The sequence below is a fragment of the Streptomyces sp. NPDC016562 genome, assembly GCF_043076955.1.
GTDB lineage: Bacteria > Actinomycetota > Actinomycetes > Streptomycetales > Streptomycetaceae > Streptomyces.
Genome location: NZ_JBIBRZ010000008.1, coordinates 85,627 through 107,113, shown reverse-complemented (window position 1 = coordinate 107,113; position 21,487 = coordinate 85,627). Strand labels below are relative to the sequence as shown.

Genomic DNA, 21,487 nt, shown 5'->3' with positions numbered 1-21,487 from the left:
ACTCACGGACGTAACAGAGAGAGGTAATCCAATGGCTGGACCCCAGCGCCGCGGAAGCGGTGCCGGTGGCGGCGAGCGGCGGGACCGGAAGGGTCGCGACGGTGGCCCTGCCGCCGAGAAGACCGCTTACGTTGAGCGCGTTGTCGCGATCAACCGCGTCGCCAAGGTTGTCAAGGGTGGTCGCCGCTTCAGCTTCACCGCGCTGGTCGTGGTGGGCGACGGTGACGGCACGGTAGGTGTCGGTTACGGCAAGGCCAAGGAAGTTCCCGCGGCCATCGCCAAGGGTGTCGAGGAAGCCAAGAAGAACTTCTTCAAGGTTCCGCGCATCCAGGGCACCATCCCTCACCCGATCCAGGGCGAGAAGGCGGCGGGCGTCGTCATGCTGAAGCCGGCTTCCCCGGGTACCGGCGTTATCGCCGGTGGTCCGGTGCGTGCCGTGCTGGAGTGCGCCGGCGTTCACGACATCCTGTCGAAGTCGCTCGGCTCTTCCAACGCGATCAACATCGTGCACGCGACCGTGGCGGCCCTCCAGGGCCTGCAGCGTCCCGAGGAGATCGCGGCTCGCCGTGGTCTGCCCCTCGAGGACGTCGCCCCCGCGGCTCTGCTTCGTGCACGTGCTGGGGCGGGTGCGTAATGGCTCGCCTCAAGATCACGCAGACGAAGTCGTACATCGGCAGCAAGCAGAACCACCGCGACACGCTGCGTTCGCTCGGGCTCAAGCGCCTGAACGACGTGGTCGTCAAGGAGGACCGCCCCGAGTTCCGCGGAATGGTGCAGACCGTCCGCCACCTCGTGACGGTTGAGGAGGTTGACTAACATGGCTGAGAACAGCCCGCTGAAGGCCCACAACCTCCGTCCCGCCCCCGGTGCCAAGACCGCGAAGACCCGTGTCGGTCGTGGTGAGGCGTCGAAGGGTAAGACGGCCGGTCGTGGTACGAAGGGCCAGAAGGCCCGCTACCAGATCCCGCAGCGCTTCGAGGGCGGGCAGATGCCCCTCCACATGCGTCTGCCGAAGCTCAAGGGCTTCAAGAACCCGTTCCGCACCGAGTTCCAGGTCGTGAACCTGGACAAGCTCGGCGCTCTCTACCCCGAGGGTGGAGAGGTCACGGTGGCCGACCTGGTCGCCAAGGGCGCGGTTCGCAAGAACAGCCTCGTCAAGGTCCTGGGCCAGGGCGAGCTCTCCGTGGCGCTGCAGGTTTCGGTTGACGCCGTCTCCGCTTCCGCCAAGGAAAAGATCGCCGCTGCCGGCGGCACTGTCACCGAACTCGTCTAAGACGGATCAAGTGACTAAATAGCTCGAAACCCGACCGGGGATGCCTCACATATGGGGCATCCCCGGTTGGTCGTTCCACGGAAGGCACACTCGCCGGTAAGGTGGCGTGCACCTTTGCTTTGTCGTATACGTCGATCCCTCAGACCGTCACCCTTGACGCAGTAGCGCGGGGGTCGCAGGAGGCACCGTGCTCACCGCGTTCGCCCGGGCGTTCAAGACGCCCGACCTGCGCAAGAAGCTGCTTTTCACGCTCGGCATCATCGTGCTGTTCCGGCTCGGGTCCCACATCCCCGTCCCCGGCGTGAGCTACAAGAACGTTCAGATCTGTGTCGACCAGGCAGGCAGCAGCAACGGGCTGTTCGGTCTCGTCAACATGTTCAGCGGCGGTGCGCTGCTGCAGATCACGATCTTCGCGCTCGGCATCATGCCGTACATCACGGCGAGCATCATTCTGCAGCTGCTGACCGTGGTCATCCCGAAGCTGGAGACCCTCAAAAAAGAGGGCCAGTCCGGCACGGCGAAGATCACTCAGTACACGCGCTATCTGACGGTCGCGCTCGCGATCCTGCAGGGCACCGGCCTCGTCGCCACCGCCCGCACCGGCGCCCTGTTCCAGGGTTGCCAGGTCGCCAGCCAGATCGTCCCCGACCGGTCGATCTTCACCACGGTCGTCATGGTGATCACCATGACCGCTGGTACCTGCGTCGTCATGTGGCTCGGTGAGCTCGTCACCGACCGCGGCATCGGCAACGGCATGTCGATCCTCATGTTCATCTCGATCGCCGCCGGCTTCATCGGCGCCATGTGGCAGATCAAGCTCCAGGGCAAGATCGCCGACGGCTGGGTCGAGTTCGGCGTCGTCATCCTGGTCGGCCTCGCGATGGTGTGCCTGGTGGTCTTCGTCGAGCAGGCGCAGCGCCGGATCCCGGTCCAGTACGCGAAGCGCATGATCGGCCGCCGTGCCTACGGCGGTACCTCGACCTACATCCCGCTCAAGGTGAACCAGGCGGGCATCATCCCCGTCATCTTCGCCTCGTCGCTGCTCTACATCCCGGCGCTGGTCGTACAGTTCAGCGGTTCCACCGCCGGCTGGGCCACCTGGATCCAGAAGCACTTCGTCAAGGGCGACCACCCGTACTACATCGCGACCTACTTCCTCCTGATCGTCTTCTTCGCGTTCTTCTACGTGGCGATCTCGTTCAACCCCGAGGAAGTTGCAGACAACATGAAGAAGTATGGTGGGTTCATCCCGGGCATCCGCGCCGGTCGGCCCACCGCCGAGTACCTCAGCTACGTACTCAACCGGATCACCTGGCCGGGGTCGCTGTACCTGGGTCTCATCGCTCTTGTGCCGACGATGGCGTTGGCGGGCTTCGGAGCGAACCAGAACTTCCCGTTCGGCGGGACGAGCATCCTGATCATCGTGGGTGTGGGTCTGGAAACCGTGAAGCAGATCGAGAGCCAGCTCCAGCAGCGTAATTACGAAGGGTTCCTCCGCTGATGCGTATCGTCCTCGTCGGACCGCCCGGTGCGGGCAAGGGAACGCAGGCGGCGTTCCTTGCCAAGAACCTGTCGATCCCGCACATCTCCACGGGCGACCTGTTCCGGGCCAACATCAGCCAGGGCACCGAGCTGGGCAAGCAGGCGAAGGCGTACATGGACGCCGGCGACCTGGTCCCCGACGAGGTGACCATCGGCATGGCCAAGGACCGGATGGAGCAGCCCGACGCCGTGGGCGGCTTCCTGCTCGACGGCTTCCCGCGCAACGTCTCGCAGGCCGAGGCGCTCGACGTGATGCTCCAGGCGGAGGGCATGAAGCTCGACGCCGTCCTCGACCTGGAGGTCGAGGAGGACGAGGTCGTCAAGCGGATCGCCGGCCGCCGGATCTGCCGCAACGACTCCGCGCACGTCTTCCACGTGACGTACGCCCCGCCGAAGGCCGAGGGCGTTTGCGACACCTGCGGCGGCGAGCTGTACCAGCGCGGCGACGACTCCGAGGCGACGGTCCGCAACCGGCTGGAGGTCTACCACACGCAGACCGAGCCGATCATCGACTACTACAAGGCCCAGGGCCTGCTGGTGACCATCCCCGCCCTCGGCGAGGTCAAGGACGTCACCAAGCGTGCGATGGACGCCCTCAAGAAGTAGTGCCCCCTGTTGTGCAAGGTACGGCCGCGGTGTCCCCAGGGCACCGCGGCCGTACTGTTGAGAAGACTTGCAAGATCCCGGTTCCGAAGGTGGAAGGTTCGTCATGGTCCAGATCAAGACCCCCGAGCAGATCGCGAAGATGCGCGAGGCGGGGCTGGTCGTCGCCGCGATCCACGCGGCGACCCGTGAGGCGGCCGTGCCGGGCGCCACGACGCGGGATCTGGACATGGTCGCCCGCAAGGTCATCGCGGACGCGGGGGCCAAGTCGAACTTCCTGGGCTACGGCGGCTTCCCCGCGACGATCTGCACCTCGGTGAACGAGGTCGTGGTCCACGGCATCCCGGACGACAAGACGGTCCTCAAGGACGGCGACATCATCTCGATCGACGCCGGCGCGATCGTGGACGGCTGGCACGGCGACGCCGCGTACACGGCCTTCGTGGGCACCGGGCACGCCCCTGAGCTCCTGGAGCTGTCCCGGGTGACCGAGGAGTCCATGTGGGCCGGTATCGCCGCCATGAAGCTCGGCAACCGCCTCGTGGACATCTCCAAGGCCATCGAGACGTACATCAAGCGCCAGCCGCGCCCGTCGACCGGTGAGCACAGCCTCGGGAAGTTCGGGATCATCGAGGACTACGGCGGCCACGGCATCGGGTCCGAGATGCACATGGACCCCCACCTGCTGAACTACGTCTCGCGCAAGCGGGGCAAGGGGATCAAGCTCGTCCCGGGCGTCTGCCTGGCGATCGAGCCGATGGTCTCCCTGGGCACCGCCCAGACGGAGGTCCTGGCGGACGACTGGACGGTCATCACCACGGACGGCACCTGGTCCTCGCACTGGGAGCACTCCATCGCCCTGACGGAGGACGGGCCCATCGTCCTGACCAGCCCGGACTGCGGCAAGGCGAAGCTGGCGGAGTACGGGGTCACCACGGCCCCGGACCCTCTGGCGTAATGATCTACACTCTGGGGCAAACTTTCCGGATTCGTCTTTCTGGGTGCCCTGACGTAGACTGACTCGTCGGCTCTCGTGCACTTCCATGCCTGCATGGCGCACGGGGCCGATCAAGGTAGCCGATTCGAAAGGCGAAGCGTGGCCAAGAAGCAAGGTGCCATCGAAATCGAGGGCACCGTGATCGAGTCCCTCCCGAACGCGATGTTCAAGGTGGAACTCCAGAACGGTCACAAAGTCCTCGCGCACATCAGCGGCAAGATGCGCATGCACTACATCCGCATCCTCCCTGATGACCGGGTCGTCGTGGAGCTGTCTCCGTACGACCTGACGCGTGGCCGGATCGTCTACCGATACAAGTAGATCTTGTCCTCACTCCTGCCTGGGCGTCCGTCCCGGTGCGGGTGGTGGCACTGACCCGGAGAACCTCACCAACATGAAGGTCAAGCCGAGCGTCAAGAAGATCTGCGACAAGTGCAAGGTGATCCGCCGTCACGGTCGGGTCATGGTCATCTGCGACAACCTGCGCCACAAGCAGCGCCAGGGCTGACGCACGCCGACCGACCTGCCTTCCGCAGTTCTTCGCGCGACGTAAGAAAACGTACATACGCAGAACCCGCCCAGCCCTGAGAGGGGCCGGCGGTACCTCCGGCGGGGGCCGGGGACCCGGACGTACCACCACCCATCAAGGGTGGTCGGCGGTCGGGAGTGGTTCTGCGGAAGACCCCCGAACACACAGGAGCCATTTGTGGCACGCGTTTCCGGTGTTGACATCCCGCGCGAAAAGCGCGTGGAGATCGCACTCACCTACGTCTTCGGTATCGGGCGCACCCGGTCCAAGGAGATCCTCGCCTCCACCGGCGTGAACCCGAACACCCGCGTTCGTGACCTGGCCGAAGAGGACCTCGTCAAGATCCGCGAGTACGTGGACGCCAACCTCCGTACCGAGGGTGACCTCCGCCGCGAGATCCAGGGCGACATCCGTCGCAAGATCGAGATCCAGTGCTACCAGGGCATCCGCCACCGTCGTGGCCTGCCGGTGCACGGTCAGCGCACCAGCACGAACGCGCGTACCCGCAAGGGCCCGCGTCGCGCGATCGCCGGTAAGAAGAAGCCGGGCAAGAAGTAGTCCTGTTCAGCGGTCTTGCGCTGTAGGACCGACCACCTCCCGTAGGAGATTTAGATGCCCCCCAAGGGTCGTCAGGGCGCTGCCAAGAAGGTGCGCCGCAAGGAAAAGAAGAACGTCGCTCACGGGCACGCCCACATCAAGAGCACGTTCAACAACACCATCGTTTCGATCACCGACCCCTCGGGCAACGTGATCTCCTGGGCCTCCGCCGGCCACGTCGGCTTCAAGGGCTCGCGCAAGTCCACCCCCTTCGCCGCGCAGATGGCCGCTGAGTCGGCCGCCCGCCGCGCGCAGGAGCACGGCATGCGCAAGGTCGACGTCTTCGTCAAGGGTCCGGGCTCCGGCCGCGAGACCGCGATCCGCTCCCTCCAGGCCACCGGCCTCGAGGTCGGCTCGATCCAGGACGTCACCCCCACCCCGCACAACGGCTGCCGCCCGCCGAAGCGCCGCCGCGTCTGACGCAGCGGACGCACCTGTGCGTTCTTGAGTGTCCGGGCGGTACGACCCCTTCGGGGGACGTGCCGCCCGTACCCTTGCAGTAGCCGTACTCCGGTACGGCATCCCGTCGGGCGTCAAATAGTGGGCGTCCACGAATGAAGGAACACAGACATGCTGATCGCTCAGCGTCCCTCGCTGACCGAAGAGGTCGTCGACGAGTACCGCTCGCGGTTCGTGATCGAGCCGCTGGAGCCGGGCTTCGGCTACACCCTCGGTAACTCCCTGCGCCGTACGCTCCTGTCCTCGATCCCGGGTGCCGCTGTCACCAGCATCCGCGTGGACGGCGTCCTGCACGAGTTCACCACCGTGCCGGGTGTCAAGGAAGACGTCACCGACATCATCCTGAACATCAAGCAGCTGGTCGTCTCCTCGGAGCACGACGAGCCGGTCGTGATGTACCTGCGCAAGCAGGGTCCCGGCCTGGTCACCGCCGCCGACATCGCGCCCCCGGCCGGTGTCGAGGTGCACAACCCGGACCTGGTCCTCGCCACGCTCAACGGCAAGGGCAAGCTGGAGATGGAGCTGACCGTCGAGCGCGGTCGCGGCTACGTCTCCGCCGTCCAGAACAAGCAGCTGGGCCAGGAGATCGGCCGCATCCCGGTCGACTCCATCTACAGCCCGGTCCTCAAGGTCACCTACAAGGTCGAGGCGACCCGAGTCGAGCAGCGCACCGACTTCGACAAGCTGATCGTCGACGTCGAGACCAAGCAGGCCATGCGCCCGCGCGACGCCATGGCGTCCGCCGGCAAGACCCTGGTCGAGCTGTTCGGTCTGGCGCGCGAGCTCAACATCGACGCCGAGGGCATCGACATGGGCCCCTCGCCGACGGACGCGGCCCTGGCCGCCGACCTGGCGCTGCCGATCGAGGAGCTGGAGCTCACCGTTCGGTCGTACAACTGCCTCAAGCGCGAGGGCATCCACTCCGTGGGTGAGCTCGTCGCCCGCTCCGAGGCCGACCTGCTCGACATCCGCAACTTCGGTGCGAAGTCGATCGACGAGGTCAAGGCGAAGCTGGCCGGCATGGGCCTGGCCCTCAAGGACAGCCCGCCCGGATTCGACCCGACCGCCGCCGCCGACGCCTTCGGCGCCGACGACGACGCGGACGCCGGTTTCGTCGAGACCGAGCAGTACTAGAAAGCTTGTGGGGGGCTCGCGCCCCCCACACCCCCTCTCGCGACCGCCTGAGGGAACTGACTCCGGTACCTGACACGGCCGGTGCAGATTTGAAGGAGTAACAATGCCGCGTCCCGCAAAGGGTGCCCGCCTGGGCGGCTCTGCCGCGCACGAGAAGCACCTCCTCGCGAACCTCGCGAAGGCGCTCTTCGAGCACGGCCGCATCACCACCACCGAGGCCAAGGCCCGCCGCCTGCGTCCCTACGCCGAGCGTCTGGTCACCAAGGCCAAGAAGGGCGACATCCACAACCGTCGCCTGGTGCTGCAGACGATCACGGACAAGAGCATCGTGCACACGCTGTTCACCGAGATCGCCCCGCGCTACGAGAACCGCCCCGGTGGTTACACGCGCATCACCAAGATCGGCAACCGTCGTGGCGACAACGCCCCGATGGCCGTGATCGAGCTGGTCGAGGCCCTTACGGTCGCCCAGCAGGCCACCGGTGAGGCCGAGGCCGCCACCAAGCGCGCGGTCAAGGAGGCGGAGGCTGTCGAGACCCCCGCCGAGGAGACCAAGGAGGCCTGATCCCGTTCCGGGATCGAGCCCGCTTGATCGGCTCTGAACGGGCCCGCCCCCTTCCGGGGCGGGCCCGTTCTGCATGTCCGCACGTCTGAGAGGATCTGTCACGTGAGTGACGAGGTGGAGCCCGGGCACGTCCGGGTGCGGCTGGACCTGAGTTACGACGGCAAGGACTTCTCGGGCTGGGCGAAGCAGCGCGTGCTGCGGACCGTGCAGGGCGAGCTGGAATCGGCCCTGCAGACCGTGATGCGGCTGCCCGAGCCCGTCGAGCTGACCGTGGCCGGGCGGACCGACGCCGGGGTGCACGCCCGCGGGCAGGTCGCGCAGTTCGACCTCGCCGAGGAGGTGTGGGCCGAACACCACGACAAGCTCCTGCGCCGTCTCGCCGGACGGCTGCCGCACGACATCCGGGTCTGGAAGGCCGCCGAGGCCCCCCCGGGCTTCAACGCGCGCTTCTCGGCCGTCTGGCGCCGCTACGCCTACCGCGTCGGCGACCACCAGGGCGGCGTCGACCCGCTGCGCCGCGGGCACGTGCTGTGGCACCAGTGGCCGCTCGACGTGGACGCCATGAACGAGGCCGCCGCCCCGCTGCTGGGCGAGCACGACTTCGCCGCGTACTGCAAGAAGCGCGAGGGCGCCACGACCATCCGTACGCTCCAGCAGCTCAGCTGGGAGCGGGCCGAGGACGGGATCATCACCGCGACCGTCCGCGCCGACGCCTTCTGCCACAACATGGTCCGCTCGCTGGTGGGCGCCCTGCTGCACGTGGGGGACGGGCACCGGCCCACCGACTGGCCCGGCAAGGTGCTGGAGGCCGCCGTACGGGACTCCTCGGTGCACGTCGTCAAGCCGCACGGGCTGACCCTGGAGGAGGTCGGCTACCCGGCCGACGAGCTGCTGGCCGCGCGCAGCAAGGAGGCCCGCAACATGCGGACCCTCCCCGGAGCCGGCTGCTGCTGACCCACCGGGCACCCCCTAATCCGTTTGGGCGGATCGGCCGCGGACCTGGACAATGCCCGGCATGGGACATCTCGAAGCCAGCCACCTGGAGTACTACCTTCCCGACGGGCGGGTCCTGCTCCCTGACGTCTCCTTCCGGGTGGGGGAGGGGTCGGTCGTCGCCCTGGTCGGGGCGAACGGGGCCGGCAAGACCACACTGCTGAAGATGATCTCCGGCGAGCTCCAGCCGCACGGGGGCGCCGTCACCGTCAGCGGCGGGCTCGGCGTCATGTCGCAGTTCGTGGGCTCGGTGCGCGACGAGACGACCGTGCGCGACCTGCTCGTGTCGGTGGCGCAGCCGCGGATCCGGGAGGCGGCCCAGGCCGTGGACCGGGCCGAGCAGCTGATCCTGACGGTCGACGACGAGGCCGCGCAGATGGCGTACGCGCAGGCGCTGAGCGACTGGGCCGACGTCCAGGGGTACGAGGCGGAGACCCTGTGGGACGTCTGCACCATGGCCGCGCTGGCCATCCCGTACGACTCCGCGCAGTTCCGCGAGGTGCGCACGCTGTCGGGCGGTGAGCAGAAGCGGCTGGTGCTGGAGGCGCTGCTGCGCGGGCCGGACGAGGTGCTGCTGCTCGACGAGCCGGACAACTACCTCGACGTCCCGGGCAAGCGGTGGCTGGAGGAGCAGCTGAAGGCCACCCGCAAGACCGTGCTGTTCGTGTCGCACGACCGGGAACTGCTGTCCCGGGCCGCCGAGAAGATCATCAGCCTGGAGCCGAGCCCGATGGGCACGGACGTGTGGGTGCACGGCGCGGGTTTCGACACCTACCACCAGGCCCGCAAGGAGCGCTTCGCCCGCTTCGAGGAGCTGAAGCGGCGCTGGGACGAGGAGCACGCCCGGCTCAAGGCCCTGGTGCTGCGGCTGCGCAACCAGGCCGCGAGCAGCCCCGACATGGCCTCGCGCTACAAGGCGATGCAGACCCGCTTCCAGAAGTTCGAGGAGGCCGGCCCGCCGCCGGAGCCGCCGCGCGAGCAGGACATCCGGATGCGGCTGAAGGGCGGCCGTACCGGGGTGCGCGCGCTCACCGTGGAGAACCTGGAGCTCACCGGCCTGATGAAGCCCTTCTCGCTGGAGGTCTTCTACGGCGAGCGGGTCGCGGTGCTCGGCTCGAACGGCTCCGGCAAGTCGCACTTCCTGCGGCTGCTGGCGGGCGAGGACGTCCGGCACACGGGCACCTGGAAGCTGGGCGCCCGGGTGGTCCCCGGGCACTTCGCGCAGACGCACGCCCATCCGGAGCTCTTCGGGCGCACCCTCGTCGACATCCTGTGGACGGAGGCCGCCAAGCCCCTGGGCGCGGCGATGGGGGTGCTGCGCCGCTACGAGCTGGAGCGCCAGGGCGAGCAGCCGTTCGAGAAGCTCTCGGGCGGCCAGCAGGCGCGGTTCCAGATCCTCCTGCTGGAGCTGGCCGGCACCACGGCGCTGCTGCTGGACGAGCCGACGGACAACCTGGACCTGGAATCGGCGGAGGCGCTCCAGGACGGCCTGGAGGCGTACGAGGGCACTGTGCTGTGCGTCACGCACGACCGCTGGTTCGCGCGCACATTTGACCGCTACCTGGTCTTCGGTTCGGACGGTGTTGTGCGGGAGACTCAGGAACCCGTCTGGGACGAACGTAGAGTCGAGCGCAAGCGCTAGGACCGAAGGAGAGGCGACGTGGGCCTGAGGCCTGGCATCTGGCTCATGAAGCAGGAGGACAACGGCTCCGGATCAGGGGACCGGCTGGTCCGGTGGCTGCTGCGGCCGGCCTCACGGCCCTGGCAGGTCGTCTCCCTCGCGGTGCTCCTCGGGGTCTGCGTCTCCACGAGCCTGCGGGCGAACTGGGGCTCGGACAACGCCTTCGTGGTCAAGGCCGCGCAGACGCTGCTGGCGGGCGGGTCGCCGTACGAGGACAAGCGCTTCCTGTACCTGCCCAGCGCCGTGATCATGGCGATTCCGGAGGCGCTGCTGCCGCGCGGGGTGCTGCGGTGGCTGCTGCCGGTCGGGATGTCGGGGATGCTCGGCATCGGCTGGCTGGCCGCGCTGCGCATGTTCGCGGTGCCGCTGCGCTCCCGCTTCGCCTTCGGCGGTTTCGCGGTGTTCGCCCTCGCCTACAAGCCGTACGTGAACCTGGTGCTGATCGGCAACTGGACCGCGATCTCCGCGGCCGCGCTGCCGGTGGCGCTGCTGCTCGCGCAGCGGCGCTCGTGGGTCGCGGCCGGTGTGGTGGTCGGGGTGGCGATCGCGTGCAAGCCGATGCTGGTGCCGATCGGGCTGCTCTTCCTGATCGCCCGGCAGTGGCGGGGGCTGGCCGCGGCCGTGCTGGTGCCGCTGGGGCTGTCGCTGGCCGGCGCGCTGGTGATGCCGAGCCCGATGCTGTTCTTCACCAAGACCCTGCCGTTCCTGTTCCAGGGGCAGGACGCCTACGCGCTGCCCTGGGACGCCTCGCCGATCGCGGTGCTGCCGCGGCTGGGGGTGCCGGAGCCGCTGGCCGTACTGGTCGCCTTCGCGGGGGCCGGGGCGGGGCTGTGGGCGGCCTGGACGCGGTGGCGGCGCGCGGACGACGCCGACGGGGGCGAGCTGCGGCTCGTGGAGACGGCCTGCATGGTGATGCTCGCCGCATTCCTGGTCTCCCGGCCGTCCTTCGACCACTACCTGCTGGTGGTGCTGCCGCTGCTGCTGGCCTCGGCGGTGCGAGCGGGTTCGATGCCGCGCTCGCCCTGGTTCTGGCTGGCCCTGACGCCCCAGGTGGCCCTGCTCCCGTGGCCCTCGGAGCTGGCCCACAAGCGGCGCGCGTACAAGGACATGGCGACCCTGTGCGGGCTCGCTTTTCTGCTGGCGCGTCGTGGGCTGCGCTCCGGTCGGGTTACCCTGGATCCAGTAACAACTGCGGGGTCCCCACCCAGGACCGAACCGGAGTGCGCCGCGACGCCAGCAGAATCGGCATCGCGGACCGCGTTTTGACCCGTACGGGTCCTCTTGGGTACTCTGCTGGTTTGTTATGCGTATTGGCTTTCTCATTCTCACGTGAAAGGGCCTTACGCCGGTCCACCGGGCCGATGACCAGCGGTTCACACGGGTTGCGTCCCCGTTGTGGAGTAAGGGCTGTCGTGATCGTCCGTGGTGACCCTGTCAGGACCCGTCCCTGGGGCTCGCGCCTCGTGGGATGACCCACCACTGAAGAAGCGAAGGCATACGCGTGCGTACGTTCAGCCCCAAGCCCGGCGACATCTCGCGCCAGTGGCTCGTCATCGACGCCCAGGACGTTGTCCTCGGCCGTCTGGCGACCCAGGCCGCTGCCCTCCTGCGGGGTAAGCACAAGCCGACTTACGCCCCCCACATGGACATGGGCGACTTCGTCATCATCGTCAACGCCGACAAGGTTCACCTGTCCGGCAACAAGGCGACCCAGAAGATGGCGTACCGCCACTCCGGCTACCCGGGCGGTCTCCGCTCCGTGCGCTACGACGACCTCCTCGCGAACAACCCGGAGAAGGCCGTCGAGAAGGCCATCAAGGGCATGCTCCCCAAGAACACCCTGGGCCGTCAGATGCTCTCGAAGCTGAAGGTCTACTCGGGCGACCAGCACCCCCACGCTGCCCAGCAGCCGGTGCCGTTCGAGATCACCCAGGTCGCGCAGTAGTTCCGGCCACCCCCTAAGACGTAGAAAATTCTGAGGAGCATCGTGGCCGAGACCACCGCCGAGACGACCCCCGTCGACGAGTTCGAGGGCAACGTCGAGGAGTACACCAGCGAGTCTGAGGTCGTCGTCGAGGGCGACTACACCTCCGAGTCCCTTGCCGGTCGCTTCGGCGACCCCCAGCCGGCCGCCGGCCTGGGCCGTCGCAAGAACGCCATCGCCCGCGTCCGGATCGTTCCGGGCACCGGCAAGTGGAAGATCAACGGTCGCACCCTTGAGGACTACTTCCCCAACAAGGTGCACCAGCAGGAAGTCAACGAGCCCTTCAAGCTCCTCGAGCTTGACGGCCGCTACGACGTCATCGCCCGCATCTCGGGTGGCGGCGTGTCCGGCCAGGCCGGCGCCCTGCGCCTCGGTGTGGCTCGTGCGCTGAACGAGGCGGACGTGGACAACAACCGCCCGGCGCTGAAGAAGGCCGGCTTCCTCTCCCGCGACGACCGTGCGGTCGAGCGCAAGAAGGCCGGTCTCAAGAAGGCCCGTAAGGCTCCGCAGTACAGCAAGCGTTAATCTGCGCCTGCTGTTCTGCAACGAAACCGCCCCGGCAGCACTCTCTGTGCTGCCGGGGCGGTTCGTTTACCGCCACAAGCGGCACATACATGTCACAAGCGGTCACAAGCGAAGCGCAACACTCGGGAGGACAACAGTGGGACGACTCTTCGGGACGGACGGTGTACGCGGCGTCGCCAACGCGGATCTGACGGCGGAGCTCGCGCTCGGCCTCTCCGTGGCGGCTGCCCACGTACTGGCCGAGGCGGGCACCTTCGCGGGCCACCGGGCGACCGCCGTGGTCGGCCGGGATCCCCGCGCCTCCGGCGAATTCCTGGAAGCCGCGGTCGTGGCCGGGCTCGCGAGCGCGGGCGTGGACGTCCTGCGCGTCGGTGTGCTGCCCACCCCCGCGGTGGCGTATCTCACCGGTGCGCTGGGTGCCGACCTCGGCGTGATGCTCTCGGCCAGCCACAACGCCATGCCCGACAACGGCATCAAGTTCTTCGCGCGCGGCGGCCACAAGCTCGCCGACGAGCTGGAGGACCGCATCGAGTCCGTCTACGAGGAGCACCGCACCGGCGCTCCCTGGGACCGGCCCACCGGCGCGGGCGTCGGCCGGGTCTCCGACTACACCGAGGGCTCCGAGAAGTACGTCGCCCACCTGATCAGCGCGCTGCCCAACCGCATCGACGGCCTGAAGATCGTCCTGGACGAGGCGCACGGCGCGGCCGCGTACGTGTCGCCCGTCGCCTTCGCCCGGGCCGGTGCGGAGATCGTCACCATCGGCGCCGAGCCCGACGGCCTGAACATCAACGACGGCTGCGGCTCCACCCACCTGGACCTGCTCAAGGCCGCCGTCGTCGCGCACGGTGCCGACTTCGGCATCGCCCACGACGGTGACGCGGACCGCTGCCTGGCCGTGGACGGCACCGGCGCGGAGGTCGACGGCGACCAGATCCTCGCGGTGCTGGCGCTGGCCATGCGCGAGGCCGGACAGCTGCGCGAGAACACCGTGGTCGGCACCGTGATGTCCAACCTGGGCTTCAAGCTGGCCATGGAGGGCGAGGGCATCCAGGTCGTGCAGACCGGGGTCGGCGACCGGTACGTGCTGGAGGCGATGAAGGAGCACGGCTACGCGCTGGGCGGCGAGCAGTCCGGCCACGTGATCATCCTCGACCACGCGACGACCGGGGACGGCACGCTCACCGGCCTGCTGCTCGCGGCGCGCGTCGCGGCCACCGGCCGGTCCCTCGCCGAGCTGGCGGGGGTCATGCAGCGGCTGCCCCAGGTGCTGATCAACGTTCCCGACGTGGACAAGTCCCGCGTCACCACCTCGGCCGAGCTGGCCGCGGCCGTGACCGACGCCGAGCGCGAGCTGGGCGCCACCGGCCGGGTGCTGCTGCGTTCCTCCGGTACGGAGCCGCTCGTACGGGTGATGGTCGAGGCCGCCGACATCGAGCAGGCCCGCGCGATCGCCGGGCGGCTCGCGGACGTCGTGAAGTCGGCGCTCGGCTAGACCGGCTCCTCGCCTGCGTTCATGCCTGTGGCGCACCCGGCTTCCGGATCATCCGGTCGTGCTGGGTGCGCCACAGCAGTTTCCAGGCGATGAGGGTCAGCGTCCCGGCGAGGATGATGCCGCCCAGGTTGACCGCCAGCTGGACGGCCGAGCCCCACATCTGGGCGAAGCCCCCGTAGCTGAGCGCCACGGCGGCGTTGGCGCCCGCCGGGACGGTGGTGACGGAGATCGCCACGCCGACCAGCGCCCCGGCCTTCGCCGACGTCAGCGACAGCATGCCGGCGACGCCGGCGAGCAGCGCCACCACGAAGGAGAACGGGTCCGGCTGCCAGATGAAGCTGGTGTTCGGGCGCGGGTCGTCGAGCATGCCCTCGTGGAAGAGGTCGAGGGCGTCCATCCCGAGGCTGAAGAGCGTCGTCGCCACGATCGCCGCCGTGAAGCCGACCACCAGCGCCACCAGGGAACGGCCGGCGAGCCTCGGCCGGCGCTGGACCAGTCCCGTGCAGATGCCGGCGAGCGGGCCGAACTCCGGGCCGACCGCCATGGCGCCCACGATCAGGATCGCGTTGTCGAGGACCACGCCGCAGGCCGCGATCATCGTCGCCAGGATCATGAAGGCGCTGTAGGTGATCGTGAGGGTGGACTCCTCGTGGGTCGCCTCGGCGAGCTGTTCCCAAACCACCGCGTCGGCGGCCTCGCCCGGTGCCTCCTCCTCCGCTTCGTCGGCGCGCCGGGAGATCGACAAGTCGATGTTCTCGACGGCGATCGAGCCGGTCTTGTCGACGCCGAGCGTGCGCATCTCCTGGAGGAGCTCGTCCGCCGCCTCGCGGGCGACGTCGCACAGCACGAGGTCGCCCTCGGGGTCGCGCGCCGCGCCGGGCAGCACGACCAGGTGGGTGGTCCCGACCGTTTGGTCGATCAGCTCCACCACCCGGTCCGTGAGGTGGTGCGGGGTGATCATCCGCAGATGCAGCATGCCCGCACCATAGCCACTGACGGGCCGCCCGGCCCCCTGCCCTACAGCTTGCGCAGGCTCAGTTTCTGCACCTTGTGGTCCGGACCCTTGCGCACGACGAGGGTGGCGCGGCCGCGGGTGGGCGCCACGTTCTCCAGAAGGTTGGGCTTGTTGATGGTCCGCCACATCGTCTGCGCGTACTCCATGGCCTCCTCCTCGGAGACCTGGGTGTACTTGCGGAAGTAGGAGAAGGGGTTCTGGAACGCGGTCGCGCGCAGCTTGCGGAAGCGGCCCAGGTACCAGCGCTCGATGTCCTCGGGGCGCGCGTCCACGTACACGCTGAAGTCGAAGTAGTCGGCGAGCGCGACGCGGGTGCGGCCGTCCGTGCCGGGCAGCGCCGGCTGGAGCACGTTGAGGCCCTCGACGATCAGGATGTCCGGGCGGCGCACGACGAGCTCCTCGCCCGGCACGATGTCGTAGATCAGGTGCGAGTAGACCGGGGCCCGGACCTCGTCCTTGCCGGCCTTGATGTCGGCGACGAAGCGGGTGAGCGCGCGGCGGTCGTAGGACTCGGGGAAGCCCTTGCGGGAGGTCAGCCCCCGGCGCTGGAGCTCCTTCATCGGGTAGAGGAACCCGTCGGTGGTGACCAGTTCCACACGCGGGTGCTCGGGCCAGCGGGCGAGGAGCGCCTGGAGCAGGCGCGCCACGGTGGACTTGCCGACGGCGACCGATCCGGCGACCCCTATGACGAAGGGGGTGCCCTGCTGGGCGCCGTGGCCGTTGCCCGCGTCGCCGAGGAAGGTGTTGAGGGTGCCGCGCAGGTTGCTGGTGGCGCCGACGTAGAGGTTCAGGAGGCGGGAGAGCGGCAGGTAGACGTCGCGGACCTCGTCGAGGTCGATGACGTCGCCGAGCCCGCGCAGCCGCTCCACCTCCTCGGCGGTCAGCGGCAGCGGGGTGCGCTCGCGCAGGGCGCTCCACTCGGCGCGCGTGAGGTCGACGTACGGCGAGGCGTCGGGACTGCGGCGGGGGGCGGGGCGCACGGGGTGCCCCTCCCCGCCGGCGCGCTCCGTTGCGTCGTCCGGCGTGCTGCTTCGTGGCGGCGAAGTGATCACACCGCCATTGTCGGCGCTCGGGGGCGGTTGTGGGTGGTGTGGTCGGTCACGTGGCCGGTCACCCGGGAGCGCCCCGGCCCCGGTCCCGGCCCCGTATCGGCCAGGGCCTGGCCGGGACGGGCGCGGTTGTACGGCGGTCGGTTTCGATTGGAGGCTCATGAGGTCTCACCCCGGTCACGATTCGCCCCGGGGGCGGGCTGAGGCGGGCCGGTGATCCATCTGCCCGTAGATTGTTCCGATCACCGCGGCTCGGACCTGCGCCCCCTTCCGGGGTGCCGTCCGGGCTGCCCTGCTGTTTTTTCCGCTCCATGGGGGAGATCTTTCGTGCGTACCGCTCTTGTCCGTCGTGCCGTCCTGACCGCGTCCGCGGTGTCCCTGTCCCTGCTGGCCACCGCGTGCGGCTCCGACAAGGCCGACACGAAGACGGACGCCAAGACGTCCGCCCCGGCGACCTCCGCGGCCCCGGCCGCCAAGGGGAAGACCGCCGCCGAGCTGACCCCGCTGCTGGTCACCCAGGCGGAGCTGCCGGACTTCAAGGTGGAGGCCGACGAGGCCGCCGCCGCGGCCGCCAAGGGCCCGGCCGCCGAGAGCGACAAGCCCGAGTGCAAGCCGCTGGTCCAGCTCCAGTCGTACGTGGCGCAGGGCAAGCCCGTCGGCACCGCGCAGGTGGCCGCCACCTCCAAGCCGAAGCCGGCCGCCGAGGGCGCCACCGCGGAGGAGAAGGTGGAGGCGGCCTTGAAGGGCTTCAGCGTGACGCGGACCTCCGTCGCCCTGAACTCCTACGACGGCAAGGGCGCCGAGGAGGCCTTCACCGCGCTGAAGACCGCGGTCACGGCCTGCGCCGGCGGCTACACGGTCAGCGCCGAGGGCGAGAAGACGAAGATCGAGAAGGTCACGCCCGGCGCCCCGGCCGCGGGCGGCGACGAGTCCCTCACCTTCGCCCTGGTCCTGGACCTGAAGGACGGCGACAAGGCCACCTGGCAGTACGCCGTGGTGCGCAAGGCCGACACGCTGGCCACCTTCAGCAGCATGAACCTCACCGGTGACGCCGAGCAGCCGAAGCCGGTCATCGAGGCTCAGGTCAAGAAGCTCGGCTGAGGCTCCCGAGGGCCTGTTCGAACGTCCGTCAAACCCGCTCCGGTGCATTCACCGGGGCGGGTTTTTCGTCTTGTTCAGGTACGGGGCAGACGGCCGGCCACGGCGTACGCTGCCGCCTATGTGCGGAATTGTGGGTTACGTGGGAGCGCAGTCGGCGCTCGATGTGGTCATCGCCGGACTCAAGAGGCTGGAGTACCGCGGCTACGACTCGGCCGGGGTCGCCGTGCTCGCCGACGGTGGCCTGGCCGCCGCCAAGAAGGCCGGGAAGCTCGTCAATCTGGAGAAGGAGCTGGTCGGTCACCCGCTGCCGGCCGGCTGCGCGGGGCTCGGGCACACCCGGTGGGCGACCCACGGCGGGCCCACCGACGTCAACGCCCACCCGCACCTCGACAACGCGGGGCGCGTGGCCGTCGTACACAACGGCATCATCGAGAACTTCGCCGCCCTGCGGGCCGAACTGACCGAACGCGGGCACCTGCTGGAGTCCGAGACGGACACCGAGGTCGTGGCGCACCTGCTGGCCGAGGGGTTCGAGCGGACCGGTGACCTCGCGGCGGCCATGCGGGAGGTGTGCCGGCGGCTGCAGGGTGCCTTCACGCTGGTCGCGGTGCACGCCGACGCGCCGGACGTGGTGGTCGGCGCGCGCCGGAACTCGCCCCTGGTGGTGGGCGTTGGAGAGGGTGAGAACTTCCTCGCCTCGGACGTGGCCGCGTTCATCGCCCACACCCGGTCCGCGATCGAGCTGGGGCAGGACCAGGTCGTCGAGCTCCGCCGCGACGGGGTCTCGGTGACCAACTTCGACGGTTCGCCCGCGTCGGTGCGGGCCTACCACGTGGACTGGGACGCCTCGGCGGCCGAGAAGGGGGGATATGACTACTTCATGCTCAAGGAGATCGCCGAGCAGCCGAAGGCCGTCGCCGACACCCTCCTGGGCAGGATCGACGCGAGCGGCTCGCTGACCCTGGACGAGGTGCGCATCCCCGTCTCGGTGCTCAGGGAGGTCGACAAGGTCGTGATCGTCGCGTGCGGTACGGCGTACCACGCGGGCATGATCGCGAAGCTGGCCATCGAGCACTGGACCCGCATCCCGTGCGAGACGGAGCTGGCGAGCGAGTTCCGCTACCGCGACCCGATCCTGGACCAGCGGACGCTGGTGGTCGCGATCTCGCAGTCTGGCGAGACCATGGACACCCTGATGGCGCTGCGGCACGCGCGCGAGCAGGGGGCCAAGGTGCTGGCCGTCTGCAATACGAACGGGTCGACGATCCCGCGCGAATCGGACGCCGTGCTCTACACGCATGCCGGTCCGGAGGTCGCCGTCGCCTCGACGAAGGCGTTCCTGACGCAGCTGGTGGCCTGCTACCTGGTCGCGCTGTACCTCGGGCAGGTCCGGGGCACGAAGTGGGGCGACGAGATCGAGGCGGTGATCCGCGAGCTGTCGGACATCGCCGCGGCGGTGGACACCGTACTGGAGACCATGGAGCCGGTACGGGAGCTGGCGCGCTCCCTCGCCGACAAGAACACCGTGCTGTTCCTGGGGCGGCACGTCGGGTACCCGGTGGCGCTGGAGGGTGCGCTCAAGCTCAAGGAGCTGGCGTACATGCACGCCGAGGGGTTCGCGGCGGGCGAGCTCAAGCACGGGCCGATCGCGCTGATCGAGAAGGACCTGCCGGTGGTGGTGGTCGTGCCGTCGCCGCGGGGCCGCTCGGTGCTCCACGACAAGATCGTGTCGAACATCCAGGAGATCAGGGCGCGCGGGGCGCGGACCATCGTGATCGCGGAGGAGGGCGACGAGGCCGTCGTCCCCTACGCCGACCACCTGATCCGGATCCCGGCCACGCCGACGCTGCTCCAGCCGCTGGTGGCGACGGTGCCGCTCCAGGTCTTCGCGTGCGAGCTGGCGACCGCCCGGGGCAACGAGGTGGACCAGCCGCGTAACCTCGCAAAGTCGGTGACCGTGGAGTGAGCGAGTAAGCGGGGCTGTTGTTGTGATTATCGGCGTCGGGATCGACGTGGCGGAGATCGATCGGTTCGCAGCGGCGCTGGAGCGTACGCCGAACATGGCGCAGCGCCTGTTCCTGGACGCCGAGTTGACGCTGCCGAGCGGTGAGCGGCGCGGAATCGCCTCGCTCGCCGCCCGGTTCGCGGCCAAGGAAGCACTGGCCAAGGCGCTCGGCGCGCCCGGCGGGCTGCTGTGGACCGACGCCGAGGTGTACGTGGAGGACTCCGGGCAACCAAGGCTGCGGGTGTCGGGGACGGTCGAGGCGCGGGCGCTCGCGCTCGGCGTGAAGTCCTGGCACATCTCGCTGAGCCACGACGCCGGTGTGGCCTCCGCCGTCGTGATCGCCGAAGGCTAGGGGCCGTCATGCGTACTGCGTACAGCGTGGAGACCGTACGGGCCGCCGAGCGGGAGCTGATGGCCCGGCTGCCGGAAGGCGCCCTGATGCAGCGGGCGGCGGCCGGGCTGGCCGCCGTCTGCGCGGGGCTGCTGGCGCGGCGGCGACGGGTGTACGGGGCGCGGGTGGTGCTGCTGGTCGGGCCCGGGGACAACGGCGGCGACGCGCTGTACGCGGGTGCGCGGCTGGCGCGGCGCGGGGCCGCGGTGACGGCCGTGGCGATGGACCCGGAGCGGATGCACCCGGGCGGGCTGGCCGCGCTGCGCGCCGCCGGGGGCCGGGTGGCGGACGCCGTTCCCGCCCGGGCGGACCTCGTCCTGGACGGGCTGCTCGGGATCGGCGGGCGGGGCGGGCTGCGGCCGGCGGCCGCCGCGCTCGTGGAACGGATCCCGGCGGGCGCCCTCGTGGTCGCGGTGGACCTGCCGAGCGGGGTGGACGCGGACACCGGGGAGGTCGCGGGAGCGGCCGTGACGGCCGACGTGACGGTGACCTTCGGGGCGTACAAGCCCGGTCTGCTGATCGACCCCGGCGCCTCGCGGGCGGGTGCGGTGCACCTCGTGGACATCGGGCTGGAGCTGCCGGCGCCGCAGGCGGAGGCCTTGCAGCACGCCGATGTGGCGGCGCTGCTGCCGCAGCCGACGGCGACGAGCGACAAGTACCGGCGGGGCGTCGTCGGGATCGTGGCGGGGTCCGCGCAGTACCCGGGCGCGGCGGTGCTGGCCGTGGCGGGAGCGCTGCGGGGCGGTGCGGGTGCGGTGCGGTACGTGGGCCCGGCGGCGGACGCGGTGCTGGCCCGTTTCCCGGAGACGCTGATCGGCCGGGGCCGCGTGCAGGCGTGGGTGGTCGGGCCGGGGCTGGGGGAGGGGCGGGCCGGGGAGGTCGCGAAGGTCCTGGCGGACGCGGGCTCTGGCTCGGACTCGGTGCCGGTGCTGGTCGACGCGGACGGGCTGCGCGGGCTGGACCCGGCGGTGCTGCGGGCCCGGACGGCCCCGACCCTGCTGACCCCGCACGCGGGGGAGGCGGCGGCGCTGCTGGGGGTGCCGAGGGAGTCGGTGGAGGCCGGGCGGCTGGCCGCCGTGCGCGAGCTGGCGGGGCGGTACGGGGCGACCGTGCTGTTGAAGGGCTCGACGACGCTGGTCGCCTCCGGCGGGTCGCCTGTGCGGGTGAACCCGACGGGGACGCCGTGGCTGGCCACCGCGGGGAGCGGGGACGTGCTGTCCGGGCTGGCCGGGTCTTTGCTGGCGGGTGGGTTGTCGGGGGCCGATGCGGGTGCGGTGGCGGCGTATCTGCATGGGCTGGCCGCCCGGCTGTGCGGGGGGCCGTTGGTGGCGCAGGACGTGGCTGCGGCCTTGCCCCGGGCTTGGCGGGACGTCCGCCGGCCGTGAGGCCGCACCGTGCGGCGCCGTTGCCGGGGGCGCCGCCGCCGGACCCCCGCGCCTCAAACGCCGGCGAGGCTGGAAGAGCCGGCGGGGCTGGATGGGGGGCGGGGCTGGAAGCGTGCCGGCCCGGGGGGAGGAGTGAGCGCAGCGGCAGGGGCTCGGATGGGGTT

At 69.7% G+C, this 21,487-nt stretch carries 24 protein-coding genes; 22 read left to right on the top strand and 2 right to left on the bottom strand.

Annotation, left to right across the window (positions count from 1 at the left end; all coding sequences use genetic code 11):
• The first annotated feature begins 31 nt into the window (after positions 1 to 31).
• The 18 genes from rpsE to glmM all read left to right on the top strand — a co-directional run bounded on the left by rpsE (position 32) and on the right by glmM (position 14,377).
• Entirely contained in the window at positions 32 to 634 is a 603-nt protein-coding gene (gene rpsE, locus ACF059_RS27690; protein WP_319725421.1) for a 30S ribosomal protein S5, read from the top strand.
• Complete coding sequence (gene rpmD, locus ACF059_RS27685; RefSeq protein WP_053682614.1) at positions 634 to 816, top strand: 50S ribosomal protein L30; 183 nt, start codon at positions 634 to 636, stop codon at positions 814 to 816. The genes rpsE and rpmD overlap by 1 nt, the downstream gene beginning before the upstream one ends.
• 1 nt (position 817) lies before the next feature.
• Entirely contained in the window at positions 818 to 1,273 is a 456-nt protein-coding gene (gene rplO, locus ACF059_RS27680) for a 50S ribosomal protein L15 (RefSeq protein WP_008739693.1), read from the top strand.
• 187 nt (positions 1,274 to 1,460) lie between these two features.
• Entirely contained in the window at positions 1,461 to 2,774 is a 1,314-nt protein-coding gene (gene secY, locus ACF059_RS27675; protein ID WP_392062139.1) for a preprotein translocase subunit SecY, read from the top strand.
• On the top strand, positions 2,774 to 3,421 hold the full coding sequence (locus ACF059_RS27670; protein WP_392062136.1) for an adenylate kinase: 648 nt from the start codon (positions 2,774 to 2,776) through the stop codon (positions 3,419 to 3,421). The genes secY and ACF059_RS27670 overlap by 1 nt, the downstream gene beginning before the upstream one ends.
• Positions 3,422 to 3,524: 103 nt before the next feature.
• Positions 3,525 to 4,376 (top strand): type I methionyl aminopeptidase, encoded by an 852-nt coding sequence (gene map, locus ACF059_RS27665; protein ID WP_360890998.1) that lies wholly within the window; start codon positions 3,525 to 3,527, stop codon positions 4,374 to 4,376.
• A gap of 138 nt (positions 4,377 to 4,514) precedes the next feature.
• Complete coding sequence (gene infA, locus ACF059_RS27660) at positions 4,515 to 4,736, top strand: translation initiation factor IF-1 (RefSeq protein WP_003956442.1); 222 nt, start codon at positions 4,515 to 4,517, stop codon at positions 4,734 to 4,736.
• Between the two features lie 73 nt (positions 4,737 to 4,809).
• On the top strand, positions 4,810 to 4,923 hold the full coding sequence (gene rpmJ, locus ACF059_RS27655; RefSeq protein WP_003956441.1) for a 50S ribosomal protein L36: 114 nt from the start codon (positions 4,810 to 4,812) through the stop codon (positions 4,921 to 4,923).
• Positions 4,924 to 5,121: 198 nt separating this feature from the next.
• Entirely contained in the window at positions 5,122 to 5,502 is a 381-nt protein-coding gene (gene rpsM, locus ACF059_RS27650) for a 30S ribosomal protein S13 (protein WP_007265919.1), read from the top strand.
• Positions 5,503 to 5,556: 54 nt separating this feature from the next.
• The gene (gene rpsK, locus ACF059_RS27645) at positions 5,557 to 5,961 is read left to right on the top strand and encodes a 30S ribosomal protein S11 (RefSeq protein WP_003956432.1); all 405 of its coding nucleotides are present in this window, start codon (positions 5,557 to 5,559) and stop codon (positions 5,959 to 5,961) included.
• A gap of 150 nt (positions 5,962 to 6,111) precedes the next feature.
• On the top strand, positions 6,112 to 7,134 hold the full coding sequence (locus ACF059_RS27640; RefSeq protein ID WP_007265920.1) for a DNA-directed RNA polymerase subunit alpha: 1,023 nt from the start codon (positions 6,112 to 6,114) through the stop codon (positions 7,132 to 7,134).
• 103 nt (positions 7,135 to 7,237) lie between these two features.
• Positions 7,238 to 7,699, top strand: coding sequence for a 50S ribosomal protein L17 (gene rplQ / locus ACF059_RS27635; RefSeq protein ID WP_030154710.1), 462 nt, complete (start codon positions 7,238 to 7,240; stop codon positions 7,697 to 7,699).
• A gap of 102 nt (positions 7,700 to 7,801) precedes the next feature.
• Positions 7,802 to 8,653, top strand: a complete 852-nt coding sequence (gene truA / locus ACF059_RS27630; protein ID WP_360891002.1) for a tRNA pseudouridine(38-40) synthase TruA — start codon at positions 7,802 to 7,804, stop codon at positions 8,651 to 8,653.
• A gap of 52 nt (positions 8,654 to 8,705) precedes the next feature.
• A complete protein-coding gene (locus ACF059_RS27625; RefSeq protein WP_392062130.1) occupies positions 8,706 to 10,334 on the top strand; it encodes an ABC-F family ATP-binding cassette domain-containing protein in 1,629 nt (542 codons plus the stop codon).
• A gap of 18 nt (positions 10,335 to 10,352) precedes the next feature.
• A complete protein-coding gene (locus ACF059_RS27620) occupies positions 10,353 to 11,639 on the top strand; it encodes a glycosyltransferase family 87 protein (RefSeq protein ID WP_392062127.1) in 1,287 nt (428 codons plus the stop codon).
• A gap of 235 nt (positions 11,640 to 11,874) precedes the next feature.
• Positions 11,875 to 12,318 carry a 50S ribosomal protein L13 gene (gene rplM, locus ACF059_RS27615; protein ID WP_073912858.1) on the top strand — a complete coding sequence of 148 codons (444 nt, stop codon included), beginning with the start codon at positions 11,875 to 11,877 and terminating at the stop codon, positions 12,316 to 12,318.
• Positions 12,319 to 12,360: 42 nt separating this feature from the next.
• On the top strand, positions 12,361 to 12,882 hold the full coding sequence (rpsI, locus tag ACF059_RS27610; RefSeq protein ID WP_150258789.1) for a 30S ribosomal protein S9: 522 nt from the start codon (positions 12,361 to 12,363) through the stop codon (positions 12,880 to 12,882).
• A gap of 136 nt (positions 12,883 to 13,018) precedes the next feature.
• A complete protein-coding gene (gene glmM, locus ACF059_RS27605) occupies positions 13,019 to 14,377 on the top strand; it encodes a phosphoglucosamine mutase (protein WP_392062124.1) in 1,359 nt (452 codons plus the stop codon).
• A 19-nt stretch (positions 14,378 to 14,396) separates the two neighbouring features.
• Here glmM and ACF059_RS27600 read toward each other — a convergent pair whose 3' ends face one another.
• Complete coding sequence (locus ACF059_RS27600; protein ID WP_392062121.1) at positions 14,397 to 15,353, bottom strand: DUF389 domain-containing protein; 957 nt, start codon at positions 15,351 to 15,353, stop codon at positions 14,397 to 14,399.
• Positions 15,354 to 15,394: 41 nt separating this feature from the next.
• The gene (gene coaA, locus ACF059_RS27595; RefSeq protein ID WP_361941108.1) at positions 15,395 to 16,372 is read right to left on the bottom strand and encodes a type I pantothenate kinase; all 978 of its coding nucleotides are present in this window, start codon (positions 16,370 to 16,372) and stop codon (positions 15,395 to 15,397) included.
• Positions 16,373 to 16,768: 396 nt separating this feature from the next.
• Between coaA and ACF059_RS27590 the strand changes: the two genes are divergently transcribed.
• The 4 genes from ACF059_RS27590 to ACF059_RS27575 all read left to right on the top strand — a co-directional run bounded on the left by ACF059_RS27590 (position 16,769) and on the right by ACF059_RS27575 (position 21,323).
• Complete coding sequence (locus ACF059_RS27590) at positions 16,769 to 17,542, top strand: hypothetical protein (protein WP_392062118.1); 774 nt, start codon at positions 16,769 to 16,771, stop codon at positions 17,540 to 17,542.
• A gap of 118 nt (positions 17,543 to 17,660) precedes the next feature.
• Positions 17,661 to 19,508 (top strand): glutamine--fructose-6-phosphate transaminase (isomerizing), encoded by a 1,848-nt coding sequence (glmS, locus tag ACF059_RS27585; RefSeq protein ID WP_392062115.1) that lies wholly within the window; start codon positions 17,661 to 17,663, stop codon positions 19,506 to 19,508.
• A 22-nt stretch (positions 19,509 to 19,530) separates the two neighbouring features.
• On the top strand, positions 19,531 to 19,899 hold the full coding sequence (locus tag ACF059_RS27580; protein ID WP_361941099.1) for a holo-ACP synthase: 369 nt from the start codon (positions 19,531 to 19,533) through the stop codon (positions 19,897 to 19,899).
• 8 nt (positions 19,900 to 19,907) lie between these two features.
• The gene (locus tag ACF059_RS27575) at positions 19,908 to 21,323 is read left to right on the top strand and encodes an NAD(P)H-hydrate dehydratase (protein WP_392062113.1); all 1,416 of its coding nucleotides are present in this window, start codon (positions 19,908 to 19,910) and stop codon (positions 21,321 to 21,323) included.
• The last annotated feature ends 164 nt before the right edge of the window (positions 21,324 to 21,487 follow it).

What these genes read in the sequence shown, in the direction of transcription:
- rpsE (WP_319725421.1), top strand. Translation starts at nt 32, where the DNA reads ATGGCTGGACCCCAGCGCCGCGGAAGCGGTGCCGGTGGCGGCGAGCGG.
- rpmD (WP_053682614.1), top strand. Translation starts at nt 634, where the DNA reads ATGGCTCGCCTCAAGATCACGCAGACGAAGTCGTACATCGGCAGCAAG.
- rplO (WP_008739693.1), top strand. Translation starts at nt 818, where the DNA reads ATGGCTGAGAACAGCCCGCTGAAGGCCCACAACCTCCGTCCCGCCCCC.
- ACF059_RS27670 (WP_392062136.1), top strand. Translation starts at nt 2,774, where the DNA reads ATGCGTATCGTCCTCGTCGGACCGCCCGGTGCGGGCAAGGGAACGCAG.
- map (WP_360890998.1), top strand. Translation starts at nt 3,525, where the DNA reads ATGGTCCAGATCAAGACCCCCGAGCAGATCGCGAAGATGCGCGAGGCG.
- rpmJ (WP_003956441.1), top strand. Translation starts at nt 4,810, where the DNA reads ATGAAGGTCAAGCCGAGCGTCAAGAAGATCTGCGACAAGTGCAAGGTG.
- rpsK (WP_003956432.1), top strand. Translation starts at nt 5,557, where the DNA reads ATGCCCCCCAAGGGTCGTCAGGGCGCTGCCAAGAAGGTGCGCCGCAAG.
- ACF059_RS27640 (WP_007265920.1), top strand. Translation starts at nt 6,112, where the DNA reads ATGCTGATCGCTCAGCGTCCCTCGCTGACCGAAGAGGTCGTCGACGAG.
- rplQ (WP_030154710.1), top strand. Translation starts at nt 7,238, where the DNA reads ATGCCGCGTCCCGCAAAGGGTGCCCGCCTGGGCGGCTCTGCCGCGCAC.
- ACF059_RS27625 (WP_392062130.1), top strand. Translation starts at nt 8,706, where the DNA reads ATGCCCGGCATGGGACATCTCGAAGCCAGCCACCTGGAGTACTACCTT.
- ACF059_RS27600 (WP_392062121.1), bottom strand. Translation starts at nt 15,353, where the DNA reads ATGCTGCATCTGCGGATGATCACCCCGCACCACCTCACGGACCGGGTG.
- glmS (WP_392062115.1), top strand. Translation starts at nt 17,661, where the DNA reads ATGTGCGGAATTGTGGGTTACGTGGGAGCGCAGTCGGCGCTCGATGTG.
- ACF059_RS27575 (WP_392062113.1), top strand. Translation starts at nt 19,908, where the DNA reads ATGCGTACTGCGTACAGCGTGGAGACCGTACGGGCCGCCGAGCGGGAG.